General features: G+C 69.5%; 15 protein-coding genes and 1 pseudogene. 10 read left to right on the top strand and 6 right to left on the bottom strand.

The window, feature by feature from the left end; translation table 11 throughout:
• Positions 1–399 precede the first annotated feature (399 nt).
• A complete protein-coding gene (locus ACH4S7_RS31960; RefSeq protein ID WP_398524853.1) occupies positions 400–1902 on the bottom strand; it encodes an FAD-dependent monooxygenase in 1503 nt (500 codons plus the stop codon).
• A gap of 729 nt (positions 1903–2631) precedes the next feature.
• Here ACH4S7_RS31960 and ACH4S7_RS31955 point away from each other — a divergent pair.
• Both ACH4S7_RS31955 and ACH4S7_RS31950 read left to right on the top strand, forming a co-directional pair.
• Positions 2632–3369, top strand: a complete 738-nt coding sequence (locus tag ACH4S7_RS31955) for a TylF/MycF/NovP-related O-methyltransferase (protein WP_398524852.1) — start codon at positions 2632–2634, stop codon at positions 3367–3369.
• 12 nt (positions 3370–3381) lie between these two features.
• Positions 3382–3774, top strand: coding sequence for an ATP-binding cassette domain-containing protein (locus ACH4S7_RS31950; protein WP_398524851.1), 393 nt, complete (start codon positions 3382–3384; stop codon positions 3772–3774).
• 44 nt (positions 3775–3818) lie between these two features.
• Here ACH4S7_RS31950 and ACH4S7_RS31945 read toward each other — a convergent pair whose 3' ends face one another.
• Complete coding sequence (locus ACH4S7_RS31945) at positions 3819–4250, bottom strand: aldehyde dehydrogenase family protein (protein WP_398524850.1); 432 nt, start codon at positions 4248–4250, stop codon at positions 3819–3821.
• A gap of 111 nt (positions 4251–4361) precedes the next feature.
• Here ACH4S7_RS31945 and ACH4S7_RS31940 point away from each other — a divergent pair, with 111 nt between their 5' ends.
• The 3 genes from ACH4S7_RS31940 to ACH4S7_RS31930 all read left to right on the top strand — a co-directional run bounded on the left by ACH4S7_RS31940 (position 4362) and on the right by ACH4S7_RS31930 (position 8514).
• Positions 4362–5606 carry a helix-turn-helix transcriptional regulator gene (locus tag ACH4S7_RS31940; RefSeq protein ID WP_398524849.1) on the top strand — a complete coding sequence of 415 codons (1245 nt, stop codon included), beginning with the start codon at positions 4362–4364 and terminating at the stop codon, positions 5604–5606.
• 68 nt (positions 5607–5674) lie between these two features.
• Entirely contained in the window at positions 5675–6619 is a 945-nt protein-coding gene (locus tag ACH4S7_RS31935; protein WP_398524848.1) for an aldo/keto reductase, read from the top strand.
• 731 nt (positions 6620–7350) lie between these two features.
• On the top strand, positions 7351–8514 hold the full coding sequence (locus tag ACH4S7_RS31930) for an endonuclease/exonuclease/phosphatase family protein (protein ID WP_398524847.1): 1164 nt from the start codon (positions 7351–7353) through the stop codon (positions 8512–8514).
• A 349-nt stretch (positions 8515–8863) separates the two neighbouring features.
• On the opposite strand, the gene ACH4S7_RS31925 is transcribed toward ACH4S7_RS31930, so the two are convergent.
• The 3 genes from ACH4S7_RS31925 to ACH4S7_RS31915 all read right to left on the bottom strand — a co-directional run bounded on the left by ACH4S7_RS31925 (position 8864) and on the right by ACH4S7_RS31915 (position 11577).
• Complete coding sequence (locus ACH4S7_RS31925) at positions 8864–9805, bottom strand: hypothetical protein (protein WP_398524846.1); 942 nt, start codon at positions 9803–9805, stop codon at positions 8864–8866.
• An 88-nt stretch (positions 9806–9893) separates the two neighbouring features.
• The gene (locus tag ACH4S7_RS31920; RefSeq protein WP_398524845.1) at positions 9894–10637 is read right to left on the bottom strand and encodes a hypothetical protein; all 744 of its coding nucleotides are present in this window, start codon (positions 10635–10637) and stop codon (positions 9894–9896) included.
• A gap of 331 nt (positions 10638–10968) precedes the next feature.
• Positions 10969–11577, bottom strand: coding sequence for a DUF6000 family protein (locus tag ACH4S7_RS31915; protein ID WP_398524844.1), 609 nt, complete (start codon positions 11575–11577; stop codon positions 10969–10971).
• A gap of 266 nt (positions 11578–11843) precedes the next feature.
• Between ACH4S7_RS31915 and ACH4S7_RS31910 the strand changes: the two genes are divergently transcribed.
• The 4 genes from ACH4S7_RS31910 (at position 11844) to ACH4S7_RS31895 (ending at position 15376) form a co-directional block, all read left to right on the top strand.
• The gene (locus tag ACH4S7_RS31910) at positions 11844–13853 is read left to right on the top strand and encodes a prolyl oligopeptidase family serine peptidase (RefSeq protein WP_398524843.1); all 2010 of its coding nucleotides are present in this window, start codon (positions 11844–11846) and stop codon (positions 13851–13853) included.
• Between the two features lie 645 nt (positions 13854–14498).
• On the top strand, positions 14499–14633 hold the full coding sequence (locus ACH4S7_RS31905; RefSeq protein WP_398524842.1) for a hypothetical protein: 135 nt from the start codon (positions 14499–14501) through the stop codon (positions 14631–14633).
• A gap of 265 nt (positions 14634–14898) precedes the next feature.
• Positions 14899–15294: a DUF2399 domain-containing protein gene (locus ACH4S7_RS31900; RefSeq protein ID WP_398524841.1), complete on the top strand. Its 396-nt coding sequence runs from the start codon at positions 14899–14901 to the stop codon at positions 15292–15294.
• 22 nt (positions 15295–15316) lie between these two features.
• Positions 15317–15376, top strand: coding sequence for a hypothetical protein (locus ACH4S7_RS31895; protein ID WP_398524893.1), 60 nt, complete (start codon positions 15317–15319; stop codon positions 15374–15376).
• Positions 15377–15549: 173 nt separating this feature from the next.
• On the opposite strand, the pseudogene ACH4S7_RS31890 reads toward ACH4S7_RS31895, so the two are convergent.
• Positions 15550–15714 (bottom strand): annotated as a pseudogene (locus ACH4S7_RS31890) (aminoglycoside phosphotransferase); the annotation flags it as partial.
• A gap of 266 nt (positions 15715–15980) precedes the next feature.
• Between ACH4S7_RS31890 and ACH4S7_RS31885 the strand changes: the two are divergent.
• The gene (locus ACH4S7_RS31885) at positions 15981–16556 is read left to right on the top strand and encodes a hypothetical protein (protein WP_398524840.1); all 576 of its coding nucleotides are present in this window, start codon (positions 15981–15983) and stop codon (positions 16554–16556) included.
• Positions 16557–16912: the final 356 nt, after the last annotated feature.

The raw sequence follows: 16912 nt of genomic DNA, 5'->3' as shown, positions 1-16912 counted from the left end.
GTGTCAGCAGGGATCAAAAGAGGGTAGGTGGTCGGCTTGTATCCGCTGTGCCGGCATTCTCGGTGAACACAACCGGGACGTGAGGTATCTGCTTCCTCCGCGGGTTCGCCGTTCGTTGACGTGACGCCGCCGCGACTCCAGTGCTCTCGCGCTCGCAGTGCGGCAAGTGCGTCGGCTGTGGCTGACGGTCCGCCGACGCGTGCCGCGCAGCAGGGCATTCACCGCAGGTGGCGATTCAGTTCCGCACGGGTGAACGGCTGGACCCCTACGCCCGTCCGGCCCTGCGGGGCCGAACCCGGACAGCGCTGGGGAGCTCACGTGCTCCGCAGTCGAAGACGGTTCGGACGGCGACGAGCGCGGGGCTTCGCCTTCATGAATCGGTCGTGTCGGGCGGGTGTCTCACCGCTGCAGGGCCGGGCCGAACCAGGTGGCGAGGGCGGTCCGGAGCGCCGAGGTGTCCCATGCGCCGGAGGTGGCGGACGCCCAGGCGACGTGCCCGTCCGGGCGGATGAGGAGCGCGGCGGGAGCGGCGATGTCGCCGCGGCTCGGGACGGGCCAGTGGTCCTGCACGCTCCGCGCTTCGACGAGGTCGACGCGATCGGCCCAGCCCTCGACGACCATCGCCAGCTCGGCATTGCCGCGCAGGTCGAGGAGGACGGGGCGGGCGGCGTGCAGCAGTTCGTAGATGCGGCTCGCGCCGTCAGGCGTCTTGAGGTCGGCGTCGGGGACTCGACGGCCAGCCAGCGTGTGGTTGCCGTCGGCCGGATATCGGATGTCCAGTGCGGTGAGCATGCCACGCAGATGCCGGTTGACGTCGTCGAACACCAGGAGCGAGCCGAACACGTCGCGCAGCGCGTCCGTCTGGGCACCTGGGCGGGTCAGGGCCGCCTGCGCCCGGGTGTTCTGGAGAACGCCTTCCCCGACAGGGTGGCGCTCGGCGTGGTAGCTGTCCAGTAGGCCCTCCGGCGCCTGACCGCGCACCACTGAGGCGAGCTTCCAACCGAGGTTGACCGCGTCCTGCACTCCTAGGTTCAGCCCTTGCCCGCCGGCCGGGAAGTGGATGTGCGCCGCGTCGCCCGCGAGCAGCACCCGGCCTTCCCGATACTGGGCGGCCTGCCGTGCGGCGTCGCCGAACCGAGAGACCCACCGGGGGCTGTGCATGCCGAAGTCGGTGCCCGCGAGCCTGACCAGTGACTGCCGGAGCTGCTCGAACGTCGCTGACTCGTCGCGGTCCGCGACGCGGTCGTACTCGGACGTGATCACCCGATGCCAGCCCGGCTCGAAGGCGATCGCCGAATAGTCGCCACCCGGGCAGCGCCGCGCCCAAATGTAGTCCTCGGACAGCTCGGGGAGTTCGACATCGCCGATCAGCGCGGTCATTGTCGCCGGGGTGCCCGGGAAGGCGATCCCTGACAGCCTGCGCACGGCGCTGCGTCCCCCGTCGCAGCCCACGAGGTAGCGGGCGCGCAGTGTCGCGGAGGGCGCCTCCGCCGTACGCAGCTCGACCGTCACACCGGCCTCGTCCTGGCGGACCCCGTTCACCTCGTACGACCAGCGCACCCGCACGCCGAGGTCGGCGGCCCACTCCTCCAGCAGCCGCTCGATGACGGACTGCAGGATCATCAGCGGGAGGGGGTGCCTGGACTCCAACCCATCGAAATCCAGCATGAGCCCGGAGAAGTGGCCCACCGGTGTCAGGTCGCCGACCGCCAGGAAGCGGTCCAGGACTCCGCGTTGGTCCAGCACCTCCAGGGTTCGGGAGTGCATTCCACCGGCTCGCGACTCGCCCGTCCGCTCCGCGAGTTGCTCGACCACCACCACGTCGACGCCCGCCAGGCGCAGTTCGCAGGCGAGCATCAAGCCCGTCGGTCCGGCGCCCGCGATCACCACGTCCGTGTCCATGCCGGTGTCTCCCACGCCGATTCCCCTCGTTGCCCTGCGCGCCTCTGACGTCGTCGAATTATTTCCACGTTCACGGAAGCGGATCAGCCGGTCAAGACAGATCCGGTGCCGGTACGAGCAAGCGGTTGCCGTACGTGACCTCTCCCGCCGATGGGAGGGCCCTTGCGGGGCGGGACCGGGGGTGGGTTGCCGCGGCTATGGGCTATCCCGTAATCCCTGGTGGGCGCGTGACGACAGTTACGACACCGCCGAACACAGCACATACGAGTCAGTTCAGCCGGTCGACCGATGCAGACGGGAGATCTGGGCAGCGTCGATTTACCGCACTCGCTCTTGCATCCGGGGTTTCCGATTCTGATCGCCATGGAATGTACCCTGCGCCGATACGCGCGGTGAACCGGAAAGCACCTCTTGCCGGGGGTAGCGCGGCGGTAGCGGCTCAACGGTGCGGCTGTCCTGTCAACGGGACGGCTGGACCAGGCGGCCACAAGCGGCCGGCCCGCACGTCATCTTGGCCCGCAGCCGATTGGCGCGGGAGCCAGTGCTGGCCAGATCCCTGCTCATCGAGGGGGGAGTCGACTCGCTCTTGTTGATGTAATGGGCCTGTTGGAACTCGGACCAGTGCACGGCACATACAGACTTTCTGTGTGTGCACCATTACTCGCTCACCATTGTCGCGCGGTACGGCCATCTGTACCGTGCTGTTCACGAATCGAGTCGAGGAGGAACATGGACGACGGCGTTGCCAAAGGTCTGCAACCCGTACTACCAGAGCTGAGGAGCCAGTTTCCAGACCTTCGCGGCACGGACATCGCAAGCCTGCTGACTGACTATGCGCGAATGGCAAAGATCTTGTCAGTAATAGACGCCGCCCGCTTCTTGGAGGAGAATTTCGCGTCGGCGCAGAACCTCGGAGGGCGAGAAGACCTCCTCCGGCACGCCTGTGACTCGGTGGCGATGGACGGCGACGTGCTCGAATTCGGTGTTATGGGTGGTCAGACCTTGGCCGTCCTCTGTGAGGAGTTCAAGGAACGCACTGTGCACGGGTTCGACTCGTTCAAGGGGTTGCCCGAGGACTGGACCCACGACAGTCCGAGCGGCACCTACAGTACGGAGGGGAAGCGGCCGAGTCACCTTCCCTCCAATGCCAAGCTGCACATCGGCCTGTTCGAGGACACGCTGCCGAAGTACCTGGCCGGCACCGACGTTCCCGTTGCTCTGCTCCACATCGACTCGGACCTGTACTCCAGCGCCCACACGGCCCTGTTCGGACTTGCCTCACGGCTGCGGGCAGGTTCGATGATCGTTTTCGATGAGTTCCTCAACTATCCTGGATGGCGCCAGCATGAGTACCGCGCCTTCACCGAGTTCGTCGACGCGTTCGATGTTGAGTTTCGTTACTTCTCCTTCGCATCGAGCTATCTGTCCGTTGCCGTGCTGCTGGACTCTGCGCCCAGAGTGAGCTGACCCGCGTAGGCGATGTCGTGGGAACGCTGCGGACTCGACCCGGTCGAGCGCTACTGGCACCGCTACCCGCACCAGCTCTCGGGCGGCCAGCGCCAGAGGGTGGTGATCGTCGCCGCCGTCGCACTCCGCCCCGAGGCTCTGATCTGTGACGAACCGGTCTCCGCACTGGATGTCTCCATCCGCTCCCAGGTCCTCGGAATCCTCGCCGAACTGCGCCGCGACGACGGCATCGGGCTGCTGTTCATCACCCATGACGTCGGGCTCGCCTGGGCCCTCTGCGACCGGGTGGCCGTACTGCACCGCGGAGAACTGGTCGAGTACGGCGATGTCGAGCAGGCCCTCGGCGCTCCCCGGCACCCGTACACCCGCGAACTGCTGGCGGCGATGCCGGCACCGCGCGGCTGACGTCCCCGGACGGCGGCAAGCGGAGACTCGCCCATGCCGAACTGTCAGCACGGGCCGGGTCGTTCGGCCGCCCCCACCGCCCCGCCCTGCCCGGACCGGACACCTTCACCGGCACCGTCGTCCTGCAGGCCGCCGACTACCGCGACCCGGCACCGTTCACCGTGCAGCGAACGATCGTGACCGGCCGGGGAAATCCGCCGCCCCGCCCGCTGCCTGTCCGCCCGCCTCTTGGGGCAGGGGCAGGGGAGAGCCGCGCCTCGGGGCGACCTTACTTGCGAGGTCGCCGACCAGGCCGGGAGGGCGTTGCGGGCGGCCGAGACGGCCTGGTCGAGCTGCTCGGCGGAGCAGGACGGGGCGTGGGTGACGACGGATTCGTCGATCGGGTTGACGACCGGGCAGGTCGGCGGCGCGGCCACGGCCGCGCCGCCGATGGTGAGGGTGAAGCCGGTGGATTCCGGCTCGGGGATCGCGTTCATGACGTGCACTGTCGCCCCTTCCGTGCAAGGGAGGAAGGCCGGTCCTTCCCAGGTGTACGGCACCCAGGAAGATGACCACCGACCAGGCCCGGGGCGACATGTTCTGGCCGGATGAGCGGTAACCATCTGGGAGAGTTCCTGCGCGCCCGCCGTTCCCTGCTCCAGCCCGACGATGTCGGGCTGGCCGCCACCCGTGCGCGGCGGGTCGCCGGACTGCGCCGCGAGGAGGTGGCCGTCCTGGCCGGCGTCAGCGCCGACTACTACGAACGGCTGGAGCAGGGCCGGGAGAGACATCCGACGGGCCAGGTGATCGACGCCATCGCCCGCGCGCTACGGCTGGAGGACGACGCCCACCGGCACGCCTACCGCCTGGCCGGCCTGACCCCGAACACCGAACCGCGCTCCCGTCCCCCTGATCAGGACCGTGTCGACCCCGGCCTGATGCGGCCGATGGACGCCTTCCCCACCGCCGTCGCCTGCATCGTCAACCGGCGGCTGGACGTCCTCGCCTCCAACGCCCTCGCCGACGCGCTGCTGGCACCGCTGGCCGACCGCCACAGCATGGTCCGTACCCTGTTCCGCGACCCGTCCGCCCGGGAGCTGTTTGCCGACTGGCATGCGGTCGCCCGTGACACGGTCGAGGCGCTGCGGCTGGCTGCCGGCCACGACCAGCACGATCCCGAGATCACCACCCTGGTTGTCGAACTCCTCGCCGAAAGCCAGGAATTCGCGGCTCTCTGGCGCGACCACCGGGTCAGCGGACTGGGAAGCAAGACCAAGGTGTTCAACCACCCGGACGTGGGGCGGATCACCCTCGCCTACCAGGCATTCGAGGTCCAGGCAACACCAGGGCAGTATCTGCTGGCCGGAACCGCGGAACCGCGGAGCCGGGGAGCGCAGACGCCGACTCACTCGCGCTGCTCGGATCTCGCCACACCGGAGGTCGGCAACGGCAGCGCCCGACCAGGCGACCCACTACGACCAAGACGGTGCCAGGCACAGAGGCAGTGCCCGTCGATCCCGACAGCCGACTTGCCTAATGAAATTGCCCAGCACGCCGACGACCGCGCCGCACTGCTCACCCGTCGGCAGAGCGGGGCCCCCACCCGTCGGCGGAGCTGGCCGCGCACTCCTCAACCAAGTCGGCGTCCCGGCCGCAGTCGCCCGGAGCGTCGCCATCCGACAGCAAGCCTGGAGATGTCCGCCCCCGTCGTCGCGGACCACGACAAGACCACCACCCGGCTCCGCAACGAGCAGGCAGGGAACCGATACGTCCCAGGAGTTCAAGCCACGGTCACCAGCAGCCTGGAGTTCACGAGCCACCGGCGGCAGTTGATCAGGAGAGCCCACCAGTAGGCGCCGAACCAGATTCCCAACGCGTAAATGCAGAAAATGTTGACCTAAGTAGTGTTAAGTGCCGTTCCATGACCTCTCTGCGTCCGCTCGGCACCTCCGGGCTCGATGTGTTCCCGCTCGCCCTGGGCGGCAACGTCTTCGGCTGGACCGCCGACAGGTCGGCCACCTTCGCCGTCCTCGACGCGTACGCCGCGGCGGGAGGCAACTTCGTCGACACCGCCGACGCCTACTCCGCCTGGCTGGAGGGCCATCGAGGCGGTGAGTCGGAGACCCTGATCGGCCAGTGGCTCACCGCGCGCGGCAACCGCTCCGACATCGTCGTCGCCACCAAGGGCGGCTCCCATCCCGATTACCAGGGGCTGTCCGCCACCACCATCAAGGCGGCGGCCGAGGCATCGCTGAAGCGGCTGAACACCGATCACATCGACCTCTACTACACCCACTTCGACGATCCGTCCGTCCCCGTCGAGGAGATCGTCACCGCACTCGACGGCCTGGTGCGCGCGGGGAAGATCCGCGCGGTCGGCGCTTCCAACCTGACTCCCGAACGCCTCCAGGAGTCACTGGACTTCGCCGACCGGGAAGGGCTGACCCGCTACACCGTGCTCCAGCCGCAGTACAACCTGGTCTCCCGCGACACCTACGAGGGTCCTCTCCAAGACACCGCCGCCCGGGCCGGCATCGCCGCCGTGCCCTACTTCGGGCTCGCCGCCGGGTTCCTCACCGGCAAGTACCGCCCCGGGGCCACCGTGGACAGCGTCCGCTCCGGTACGGCGGCGGCTCATCTGGACACTGAACGCGGCCAGCGGGTCCTGGCCGCGCTCGACACCGTCGCCGGGGACCGCGGCACCGACCTGGCGGCAGTCGCCCTCGCCTGGCTCGCCTCCCGCCCCACGGTCACCGCCCCGCTGGCCAGCGCCCGCACCACCGAACAGCTCCCCGCCCTGCTCGCGATGGCGGACCTGGACCTGACCGGCGAGGATCTCACCCTCCTGACCGAAGCCTCCGCCTGAGCCCCCCCGGCGGGGGGGACTTCGTCCGCCCCAAGCGGCCAGACCGTTCGCCCGTGCCGCCACCGCGGCAAGTCACGGCCCGACTCTCCGCCGACAAGTACGCCGCATCCGGCGCCCCGCGCCTCGTCACGCGCGGACAGGATTGAACACGGTGTAGACGATCAGCCGGTCAGGTCCAAGGCGAACGCCGGCGCGGCCCCCTGATGGCGCACCATCGTCGTGCGGGTGTAGGTCCGGTTGCTGCAGGGTGCCGTTGACCGGGTTCCGGTCGCAGACCGGAACCCCCGGCCAAGATCGGTGCCCCCCGGCGGGAGCGGCCGTGCGACTGGTGGAAGCCGCGGAAGGGCGGGACGCCCTCCAGCCTCTGCCCGTCCAGCCTCTGCCCGTCCAGCCTCTGCCCGTCCAGCCTGTGGCCGCCCCGGCGGCGCGACAGCGTCTGTACGCCGCCGTCCACCGGGCGATGACAGCTCTCGCGTCCGCAACCGTCCTCACCTCACTCTTCGCAGCCGAGTAGACCACTCCCGGAGGTCACGCCCCCAGGCCGCCGGTCGTGGGCCCAAGGCGGAGGCATCACCGCCCTCGGGAACAGGCGGGCGACCACCACACCAAAGCCACCAGATTCTGGCTCCACGTTGATACGCCGGACAGTCCCAGCCAGGCCCCACCGAACGTGACATGCTCACAGGCCGTTCTAGGATCATCGCCCTGCCGATTTCGATACAGGGGAAGCGATGAGAATACGTGGGATCCTGGCGGCCTTCGTGGTCGCACTCTCCGTCGTCCTGATGGCGGGCCTGGCCCAGAACGGGGCGGACCTGCTGCGGCCCGACCGTGCGGCGGTGACGGACGCGGAGCCGGCCGACGCCGGGCCCGGAACCGAGGTCCAGCTCAAGACGGTCACCTTCAACATGTGCGGCGGTCTGTGCAACAAGGGCGGCACCGACAAGCTCAACCACATCACCAAAGAGATCAACGACTTCGCCCCGCACCTGGTCATGCTGCAGGAGGTGTGCTGGCAGCAGTACGAGTGGTTCGACACCACGCACCAGGGCACCTACGACTTCGGTTTCACGCCCCTGCTCACCACCTACACGGGCTGTGGTGTGTCCGACTGTTCGGTGAACACGGACAACGACCCGGCCAACGACGACAAGCGCTGCTGGATCGGTCAGGTCGTCGGCGCCCGCGGGGCGCTGGGCGCCAAGGACGAGATCCCCCTTGGCGGCGAGCAGTACCAGATCAAGGAAGACGGCAGCCCGGTCGTCCCGGCGCGGACGTTCAACGCCCTCTGCCACGACGTGGCCCTCGTCGGCGTCCCCGGGAAGGTGAAGGGCTGCAGCGTGCACCTGCGCGCCTACCCCGACGCCACGCAGGTCAACGAGCGGGCCCGGGTCGCGCAGGCGGCGCGCCTCGCCTCCGAACTCGACGAGGACATCGCAGCCGGCAAGGTCGTCGTGGTGGGCGGGGACTTCAACACGCTCCCGCAGCCGAACAAGACCCCGGCCCTGGACAGCTTCTACCGTGCCGGCGCCATGCCGGGCGGGGGCATCGGCAGGTTCTACGAGGCCGACCATGACGACAACACCTACTGGAACCTGCCGGAGCCGGACTGTGTCGCCCCCGCCACGAGCTGCCGGACCGGCGAGTCGACCATCGTTGACGTGTCGCCGCTGGTGGGCGACCAGCGCAACAGCAAAATCGACTACATCTTCTTCTCCGAGACCACCGCACACGCCACGCTCAGCGGCGACGCCCTCCCCATGTACTTCAAGGACGCCGTACGCACGATCATCACGCGCTTGCCGGAGGAAGCCGCGAAGGACTCCGCCGGCAAGTACCTGAAGCTGTCGGATCACACCTTCTACCGGGGACTGGCCACGGTGACCGTCTCCTGACTCCCGCCTGACTCCTGTTCCCGATTCCTGGAGACCGGTGACCCGTGCCCCGAACGACGGCCCGTGCCACACGACATGCGGCACGGGCCGTTCGCGTCAGCCGAGCCTGTAGCAGCCAGCCGCGCCCGCATCGCCGGGGATGAACACCTCCCGACAGCACCACCTCCGGCCCCGGCGTGCAACTGGCCCGCGCCGGCCCGCGACCTTCTCGTCACGCCGCACTTGCAAACCCGTGCTGGAAGCGCTGGGACACACGACCGGCGGACGGCCACCCCGGCTGGGGGCAGACCGGCTCCTCGCTGGCCGGTCGGTCATCGGTCCCGCCTGGCCGGTTCCGCCGGGGGTTCTGTCACCCGGGCTGTTTGTGCAGGATGCGCACATCACCGGCGTCGGGGTCGCCGAGCAGGATGAACAGGGCGGGCCGGGCCTCCGTTCCCGTGATCTCCCACGCCATCTCGCCGCATGCGTGGTTCTCGATGACCGCCCGGTCCCGGTGGGTGTCGTCGGCGGGCTCGAAACGCCAGGACGCCGGGCCGTCGCAGACGGCGTTGCCGGAGTCGTCCGCTTCGTGGGCTTCGCGGGGGAGGTTGCGTACGGTGGCCCCTCCGTGGGCGCCGAGCACCAGCTCGGCGCCCATCCCGCCCCGCCAGGTGCCCTGGTACTTCGCCGGGGTGAGCGTCGGCGGCCGGTACTCCTCGATCAGGCCGTTCGCCGTCGCCACCGCCCCGGCCGCCAGGACCAGCACCGACGCGACGGCTGCGGCGGCCGTCGTCCGCCCCGCCATCCGGCGCCCGCCGAGCCCGTGCCGCTGCGCGTAAGCGCCTCCGAGAAGCGGCAGCACCCCGGTGGCCGAGGCCCACCACCACTCCGGGCCGAGCAGGCCCGCGTACCCGGCGCCCAGCGCCAGGGACAGTCCCACGGACCAGAGGAGGTGGTTCCCCCCGACCCCGGCGCTGATGCGCCCGGCCAACGCGGAGGCGGGCCACATCAGCAGGAGCGAGTGGAGCAGTCCCAGGAACGGCAGCACGAACGGGGCGAAGAACAACGCGCACAGCAGGCCGGCGGCCGCGGGCGCGCCGCCGTGTCCGACGTCGTAGTCGTCGGTGCGTACTGACAGCACGAACGCGACCGCGGCGATGACCACGAGCTGTCCCGCGGAGGCGAGCGACAGGGCCCACAACCGGTCGCTGAAACCATTTTGCGATGACTGCACGGGGCCGCCCGGATGGGCCGCATACACGGGATGTTCCTGGTGGGAGCGGTGGTTCCGCGCCCCCTTCCGCCAACTCATTGGGCCGACAGTACGCTTCCGCTCCGGGCCTGCCGCCGGGGGCCGCCACCGGCAGCCTGGCACTCGCGCGGCCGGGCTTCTTCCTCGGTCAGTTCACCGGGTCGCCGGGGGACACCGGATGGGCCTCCAGCCCGGGAGCGGCGAGCACTTCGGCGATGAGTTCCGGGGATCCGCCGATATAGGTGCCGACCAGGTCGACATCGCCGCCCACGCACCAGGCGCGGTCCTGCGGCCACCACAGGTCGGGCAGTTCGACCCAGATGTCGTCGTTCCCGGTGGCGGGCGAGGTGACATCGGCGAGGGACCCGGAGAGCAGTACCCGGTCCCGGTGGGGGGTCTCGAAGGTGGGGAAGCCGTCGAAGTCCAGCCATCCGTAGCCCTCCCACAGGCCGAACCAGCAGTGGTCGGGGGTACGGGTGTGACGGGTCAGGAGCGGAAGCAGGACCTCCGCGATCGCCGGAGGGGTCGGGCCCTCCCACGGGTGCTCGTCCCAGACGCCGGGCAGGCCGTGGTCCGAGGAGTTCCGGTCGAACTCCTGCGCACCGATGACCTCGTGCCAGTGGGTGGTCGGCGCCACCGTACGGCCGTAAGCGGCGGCCACGGCCGACCAGCGCACCGGGCGCTCGTCCAGGGACGCGGGGTGCAGGATCCGCGCGTAGGCGGAGAAGCCGGGGACGGCGACGCCGGCCACCGTCCCGAAGTCGCCCTCGGCCGGGCCGTGCTCGGCGAGCCAGCGGGCGGGGGCGAGACCGGCGGTCCGCACCACCCGCAGCCGGCCGTAGAACTCGGGGGCGGGTTCCCGGTGCACCGGGCGAAACACATCGTCATCCATCCGCACAGTCTGCCAAAGAGCCTGGTCAGGGCCCGGGAGCGGGGGCACTGTCAGGCAAGGCCGACAGCGCGGTGCGCCAGGCGGAGAGGGCTGCGGCCGTCGCATCGACCGCCGCCAGGTCGCCCTCGTCTCGGCGTACCCCGCCTACGTCAAGCTCGGCCGTGTGCCGGCCAGGCATGCAAAGGGCGAGCCGGACCACTGATCGCGGCGCCCACACCCTGCTCCCCCAACCACTCCAGGATGAGAAGCACCGCATCCTCGATGCCGCTGTCCTGATCGATCTTCGGCCACCGGCCTCGACTCACTGTCACAAGTCCAACCTTAGAATCGATTAGGCGTCCCAAAAGCCGCACCACGCGTCGATTGTTTCTCTGGATGCGTCCGCCCACGTGGACGCGGTCCCGCGAGTATGCGTAAGTGCATCGACCCAGTGTTCCCAAGGGCCGTCCGGACCGACGAACCGCTGCGCGTGACTCGTGCCCAACTGGGAGTCCAGCCTCATGAGAGCTCCAAGTGCGGATTCCTGGTCATACCGGCATTCCCATCGGGGAAGATACCGGTCCAAGTAGGACACCAGGATCTCCGAATCTTCCGCGCTACCGAAGCGGGCAAGCGCAAAGCAGTACCCCTGACCTGCATAGGTGAGTTCGCTGGCCAGCAGGAGGCTTCCGATACGTTCGCGCCACTCGACCCGCCTGGCCACACCGACCAACCACGCGGCGGTCAGGCGAGCACGCCATTCGTATCCGAAAAGTGCACCGATCTCCTGGTCACTCGCCTGGAGCGAATCGGATTGCAGCGAGGCTGCGAATGAGGTCCGCTCCTCCTCCCCGAGATGAAGGAAACCACCACCCAGCAGCTCGAGGTATCGCTGTTCACCAGCGACATACCGGGCCACGACATGCCCCTGGCCAACTTCCTGAGGATGCTGCACGCTCATCGCCGCATCATGACCTAGCCAGGAGACGACCCCACAAGCGGGGTCCCACGAGATCCGGTCCATAGTTCAGAGAATCTGAAGCCCACCTCAACCGGACCTTCAACACCTTCATGACCAGGCGACTCACCCGCAAAGAGCTCAACCTCAGTACAGCCTGGGAGAAGAAGTCATAGCCCTGCCGCACGGCGCGTACGCTCATGTCTGTGACGGGAGGCCCGGGTCCGGCTCCCTGGCCGTCGCGTCGCGCGCGAGCGACAATCGCCCACATGATCGAGCCCTCCGGTGGCCCGTCCACCTTCCGTGACCTGTCCGCCTTCGTCGCCTGCCCCCGCGTCAGCTCTCTCGCCCTGTCCGTCGATGGCACTCGTCTTGTCGCCGCCGTGCAGTCGCTGTCCGGGGACGGGACGCAATTCGTGTCCGGTCTGTGGGAGATCGATCCGACCGGGGCGCGCGACGCGCTGCGGCTGACCCGTTCCGACAAGGGTGAGTCGGGGCCGGTGTTCGGTCCGGACGGGACCCTGTACTTCCTGTCCGGACGCGCCGCTGCGGACGGCGACGAGGACGAGGGCGCCGCGCTGTGGGCGCTGCCGCCGCGCGGGGAGGCCGTCGTCGTGGCCCGGCACCCAGGCGGGATCGCCGCGGTCACCGTTGCCCGGGACTCCGGCGCGCTGTGCCACACCGCGGGGCTACTGCCGGGCGCCGCCGATGCCGAGGTGCACGGCAAGCTGCGCGCGGCGCGCAAGGACGCGAAGGTCACCGCGATTCTGTACGAGGCCGGGCCGACCCGCGCCTGGGACCACGACCTCGGTCCGGCGGAGCCGCACACCTTCGTCCGTGCCGGTGCCGACGCGGAACCGGTCGTCGCCGGTGGGCAGGGAATCGGTCTGGAGAACCCGGGGGACGCGGCGTTGTCGCCAGACGGCACACGGGTCGCGTACCGCCGGTTCGTGCCCGGGCGGGTCCCGGACGAACACCGCACTGCCGTGGTGGTGGCCGACGCGGTGAGCGGTGAGGAGATCCACGTCGTTGGTGATCTGGAGCACCTCTACGAGGCGCCGCGGTTCACACACGACGGCTCGGCCGTCGTGTGCCGCCGGATGCGCTACCCGACGTACAGCCACCCCTGGGAATCGACGCTCGTCCGGATCGATCTGGCCGACGGCACGGTGCGGGACCTGCTGCCCGGGTTCGACAACTGGCCCCATGACGTGGCCTGTTCACCGGTGGACGACACGCTCTTCTTTACGTCCGACGAACAGGGGCACGCGCCCGTCTTCCGGCGCGACCCTAACGGTGGCGTCACACGCCTCACCTCTTCGGGTGCGTACGGCTCGCTGACCGTGGCCCCCGACGGGCGGACGCTCTACGCCCTGCGCCACGCGGTCGACACACCGCCGACGCCCGTCCGGATAGACGCCGCCGCCGTCGACCAGACTCCGGCCCATCTGCCCGCCCCGGGGGGCATCGGGGACTTGCCCGGCACACTCACCGAGGTGCATGCGGAGGCGGACGACGGGTTCGTGCTGCGCGGCTGGCTCGTCATGCCCGAGGGTGCGTCCGCCGAGCAGCCCGCTCCGCTGCTCGTCGCCGTCCACGGCGGACCGCAGTTCAGCTGGAACGGCTGGACCTGGCGGTGGAACCCGTGGCCGTTCGCCGCACGCGGCTATGCGGTGCTGCTGCCGGATCCGGCCCTGTCGACAGGCTACGGGCAGATCAACCACCTGCGCGGCTGGGGGCAGTGGGGCGGACGCCCCTACACGGATGTGATCGCGCTGGCCGACGCAACCGAGGCCCGGGACGACATCGATGCCTCACGTACGGCACTCGCCGGCGGCTCGTACGGTGGATACATGGCGAACCAGGTCGCCACCAGCACGGACCGGTTCAAGGCGATCATCAGCCATGCGGGTCTGTGGGACCTGCGGATGTTTCAGGGCGACACCGATGCGCCCTGGTACTTCCAGCGGATCTTCGGCGACCCGCTGACCCGCCCCGAGCGGTACGAGGCCGACTCGCCGCACTTGAACGTCGCGAAGATCCGTACCCCGATGCTGGTCATCCACGGCGCGAAGGACTACCGCGTGCCCGTCGGGCAGGGCGCCAAGCTCTTCCAGGAACTGCAGCGGCACGAAGTCCCCGCGAAGTACCTCTACTTCCCGGACGAGAACCACTGGGTTGTGAGGCCGAACCATGCGCGTCTGTGGTACGAGACATTCCTCAACTTCCTCGACCACCATGTCCTCGGCGCCGCATGGCAGCAGCCCGGCCTGCTGTGACCGGGTGACCTGCACCGACCCGAGCAGAATTCCGCCTCAGCCGCCATCACCTGAGGCAGCGGATCACCGCACCCGGCCAAACCACCGAGCCGTCCCGCCAGCCCCCACACCTCATATCGTCCAGGCCCGCGCACCTCACCACCACGGATCAGAACACCTACTTCAGGAGCGGCGGCGGCGGGGGAGCTCGCGGAGGCGTACGCGGATCCGGAGCTTGGTTCGTTTGAGCTGAGGTCCCTCCAGGATGACGTCCTGATTCGGCGGCGGCTTGCGGCTTGCTGGGATGTGCGCTTCGCTGCTGCTGTGGCGCCGGTGCGTCCGTTCCGTTGACCCAAGGGCGGAGAGCTTCGCGGGCACGTCGGCTACGAGTCGTCGCTGGAGCGGGAGGGTCTGATCCTTCTGGACGCCGATCCGCAGGTGGCGGGCATCGCGTCACAGCCGTTCTGGCCGCACTGGCGTTGACGGCCAGCGTCGGCATGCCCCCGACTACTTCGTGCGCCTGGCGAACGGACGAGGTCGGGTGGTGGACGTCCGGGCCGGGGATCGTGCTGACGAGGCGGCAGCTGAAGCGTTTGCAGTCCCAGCCCTGGAGAAGCTACCCGGAATTGAGCCGTACAGAGTGACGTGTGGTTGACATTTCGGCCCGTGGAAGAAGTGGTGCTCCGGCTGAAGGAGTTGCTGTGCTCGTCGCTCGCCTATGTCGCGGTGCTGTCGGTCGACGTGAGCGACGAGGCGGTACACAGAGAGGCCCACAGCACGGTGGCTGGGCGTCTGCCCTGATTGTGGGAGCTGGTCAGGGCGGATTCGCAGCTCCCTACCTGCACTTTCCCGCTGATCCGGCCGTGGAGCGGCATGCGGAAAGCACCGGGCCGCGAGGCGAACTCCATCGCCTCCCCCGCGGCACGGTGCGAACGTCAGACGCAGCGCCGACAGCACGGGCGCCGAGTGAAGCCCGGACGCCTGGGCGTCGGCCGGACTGCTGCGCGACGAGCTGTCCTCCACCGTCCTCACCCTGAACCTGCACGGCACACCCGCCCTGGACTGGATGGCCGACGCGGGTGAGCCGGCCGTCCTGACCCTGCGACAGCTCATCCGCCCCCCGGAAGTCTCCGCCGCGACCGTCAGGATCTGCGAGAACTCCGCGGTCCTCGCAGCGGCGCCCGATGCGCACGGCCGGCACTCGGCACCACTGATGTGTCTACAGGGCCAGCCCTCCGCCGCGGCACTCGCCCTCCTACGTCGGCTGCACGAAGGCGGAGCGACACTCCTCTACCACGGGGACTTCGACTGGGGCGGGCCCCGCATCGCTTCCGCCCTACTGCGCCGCGTCCCCTGGCGCCCTTGGCGGTACACAGCCGCCGACTACCGCGCGGCGGCGCTCACAGGGCCTGACGGCCCGCCCGCTCGCCGGACAGCCGACCGAGGCTCCCTGGGACCCTGATCTGCCCCTGGCTTTCGCGGAGTTGGCTGTCCGCGTGAAGGAGGAGGCGATGCTGAACGTACTGCTGTCCGACGTCGTGTGACGCACGGGGTACGACGATGTCCTCGGTGAGCTTCGCCAGGCCGAGGGAGCATGGTGAGCGCGCCCTGCCGAGCCGACCGGCCACGGGCCCGTGGCCGGTCGGCCCGGCTCCCGGTGGATATCGCATGTCCTTGGGGATATCGCAGGACCCACGAGCCGTCAGCCCCTACGACCTCATGAGTTCCATCTCAGTAGACGTCGCAGGGCCGCGTCTGCTGGCGGTCCCCATGTGGCCTTTCCCCCGGGCCGGCCGTGGACTCCGTCATCGCCAACGAGTAGACACGCAAGTGCCTTACTCAGCGCGTGGCCGCGGGCGCGGCGCAAGGTCGCCGCGTCAGCAGCTATGCACCTGCACACCCCGGCCTCGCCCACCCCCGGTATCCTGCCGCGGCTTGTGAGAGTGCAGCGGTGACCGGCCGGCTCCCTTCACCCGGCGATGTTTCCGGAGCCGCGTTCGACTCGATGTTCCTGCGGACACGTGCCATGGAGTGCAGGCCCACCGACGATGCACTGACCGCACTGACCGGCGTACCCACCACCGACTGGGACAACCCATCTCGCCCCACACCCTCCCCGCCGCAGCTCTGCTCTCCCTCGCCCGCGCCTTGCACACCACCCCAATCCAATCTCTCCTCTTCCAGCCCGAGCACACCACCCGCCCGGGCGCGGGCGCAGCCACCCACGCCACCGTGCTGCACGCCGCCCTGCTGAAAACGGGCCGCATCCACCCCGACGACCTGGCCTCCGCCCTGGAATGGCCCCCGGACCGCCTGAAGCACGCGGCTACGGCTCTGGCCGCACATCTTGAACAGCCCAGCAGCCCTCACCGGCTCATCCACACCGGCACCACTATCCACCTGACCACCGGCCCCGGCCTGCTGGGCCCCAAGCAGCGGCATAACCTCCACACCGCCGCCTCCCTCAGCCCAGACGAGGCCGCCGCCATCACCAGCCAGCTGCACCGCACCGCCGGGGGCTTCCCCACTGACCTGCCGGCCGAGCAGATCCCACGTCTGGCCAACCAGCGTTTACTCGCCCCGTCCGGGGAACAGCCCACTCCCCACCCGGACGTCTTGTTCGCCCTCGGTCTGACTGCCCACCCCCTCACGGACGCACAGACCGCGGCCGGCGCCCTGGTCTCGGTCCCCGACGCCGGCACACCACCACCCAGGCTGCGGTGATACCGCCGCCGGCCCTGCCATCATGCTCAAGACCACCCGTCGGGGCGCGGAACCTCACCTGGCAGCCGGGTTCAGCCCAACCCGGCGGCTGCCCGCTCCCGGCGGTGCGCGATCCCACGGCGACCCATGCCTTCATGGCCGCCGCGCCGACTCTGCTCGGGCCCGACAGCCGGTTTGCGTGGCCGGATACAGACGGCAGTTCCCGCCTGATGAGAGCAGGCGTGCTTTCTGCTGCTCGCGCGCTCGGGCCGGTACTTCCGGCACCCGGCACCACGCGCCGAACTGACAGGCCGAGGCCGGGCCCATCTGTCCGCAGTGCTTCACACGTTCACGTTCGCCTGGACGCGGGGGACCGT

The organism is Streptomyces sp. NPDC020965 (genome assembly GCF_044333555.1).
In the GTDB taxonomy this organism is placed as follows: domain Bacteria; phylum Actinomycetota; class Actinomycetes; order Streptomycetales; family Streptomycetaceae; genus Streptomyces.
Note: the sequence above shows the minus strand (reverse complement) of the source record. Positions and strands in the feature narration are given on the sequence as shown.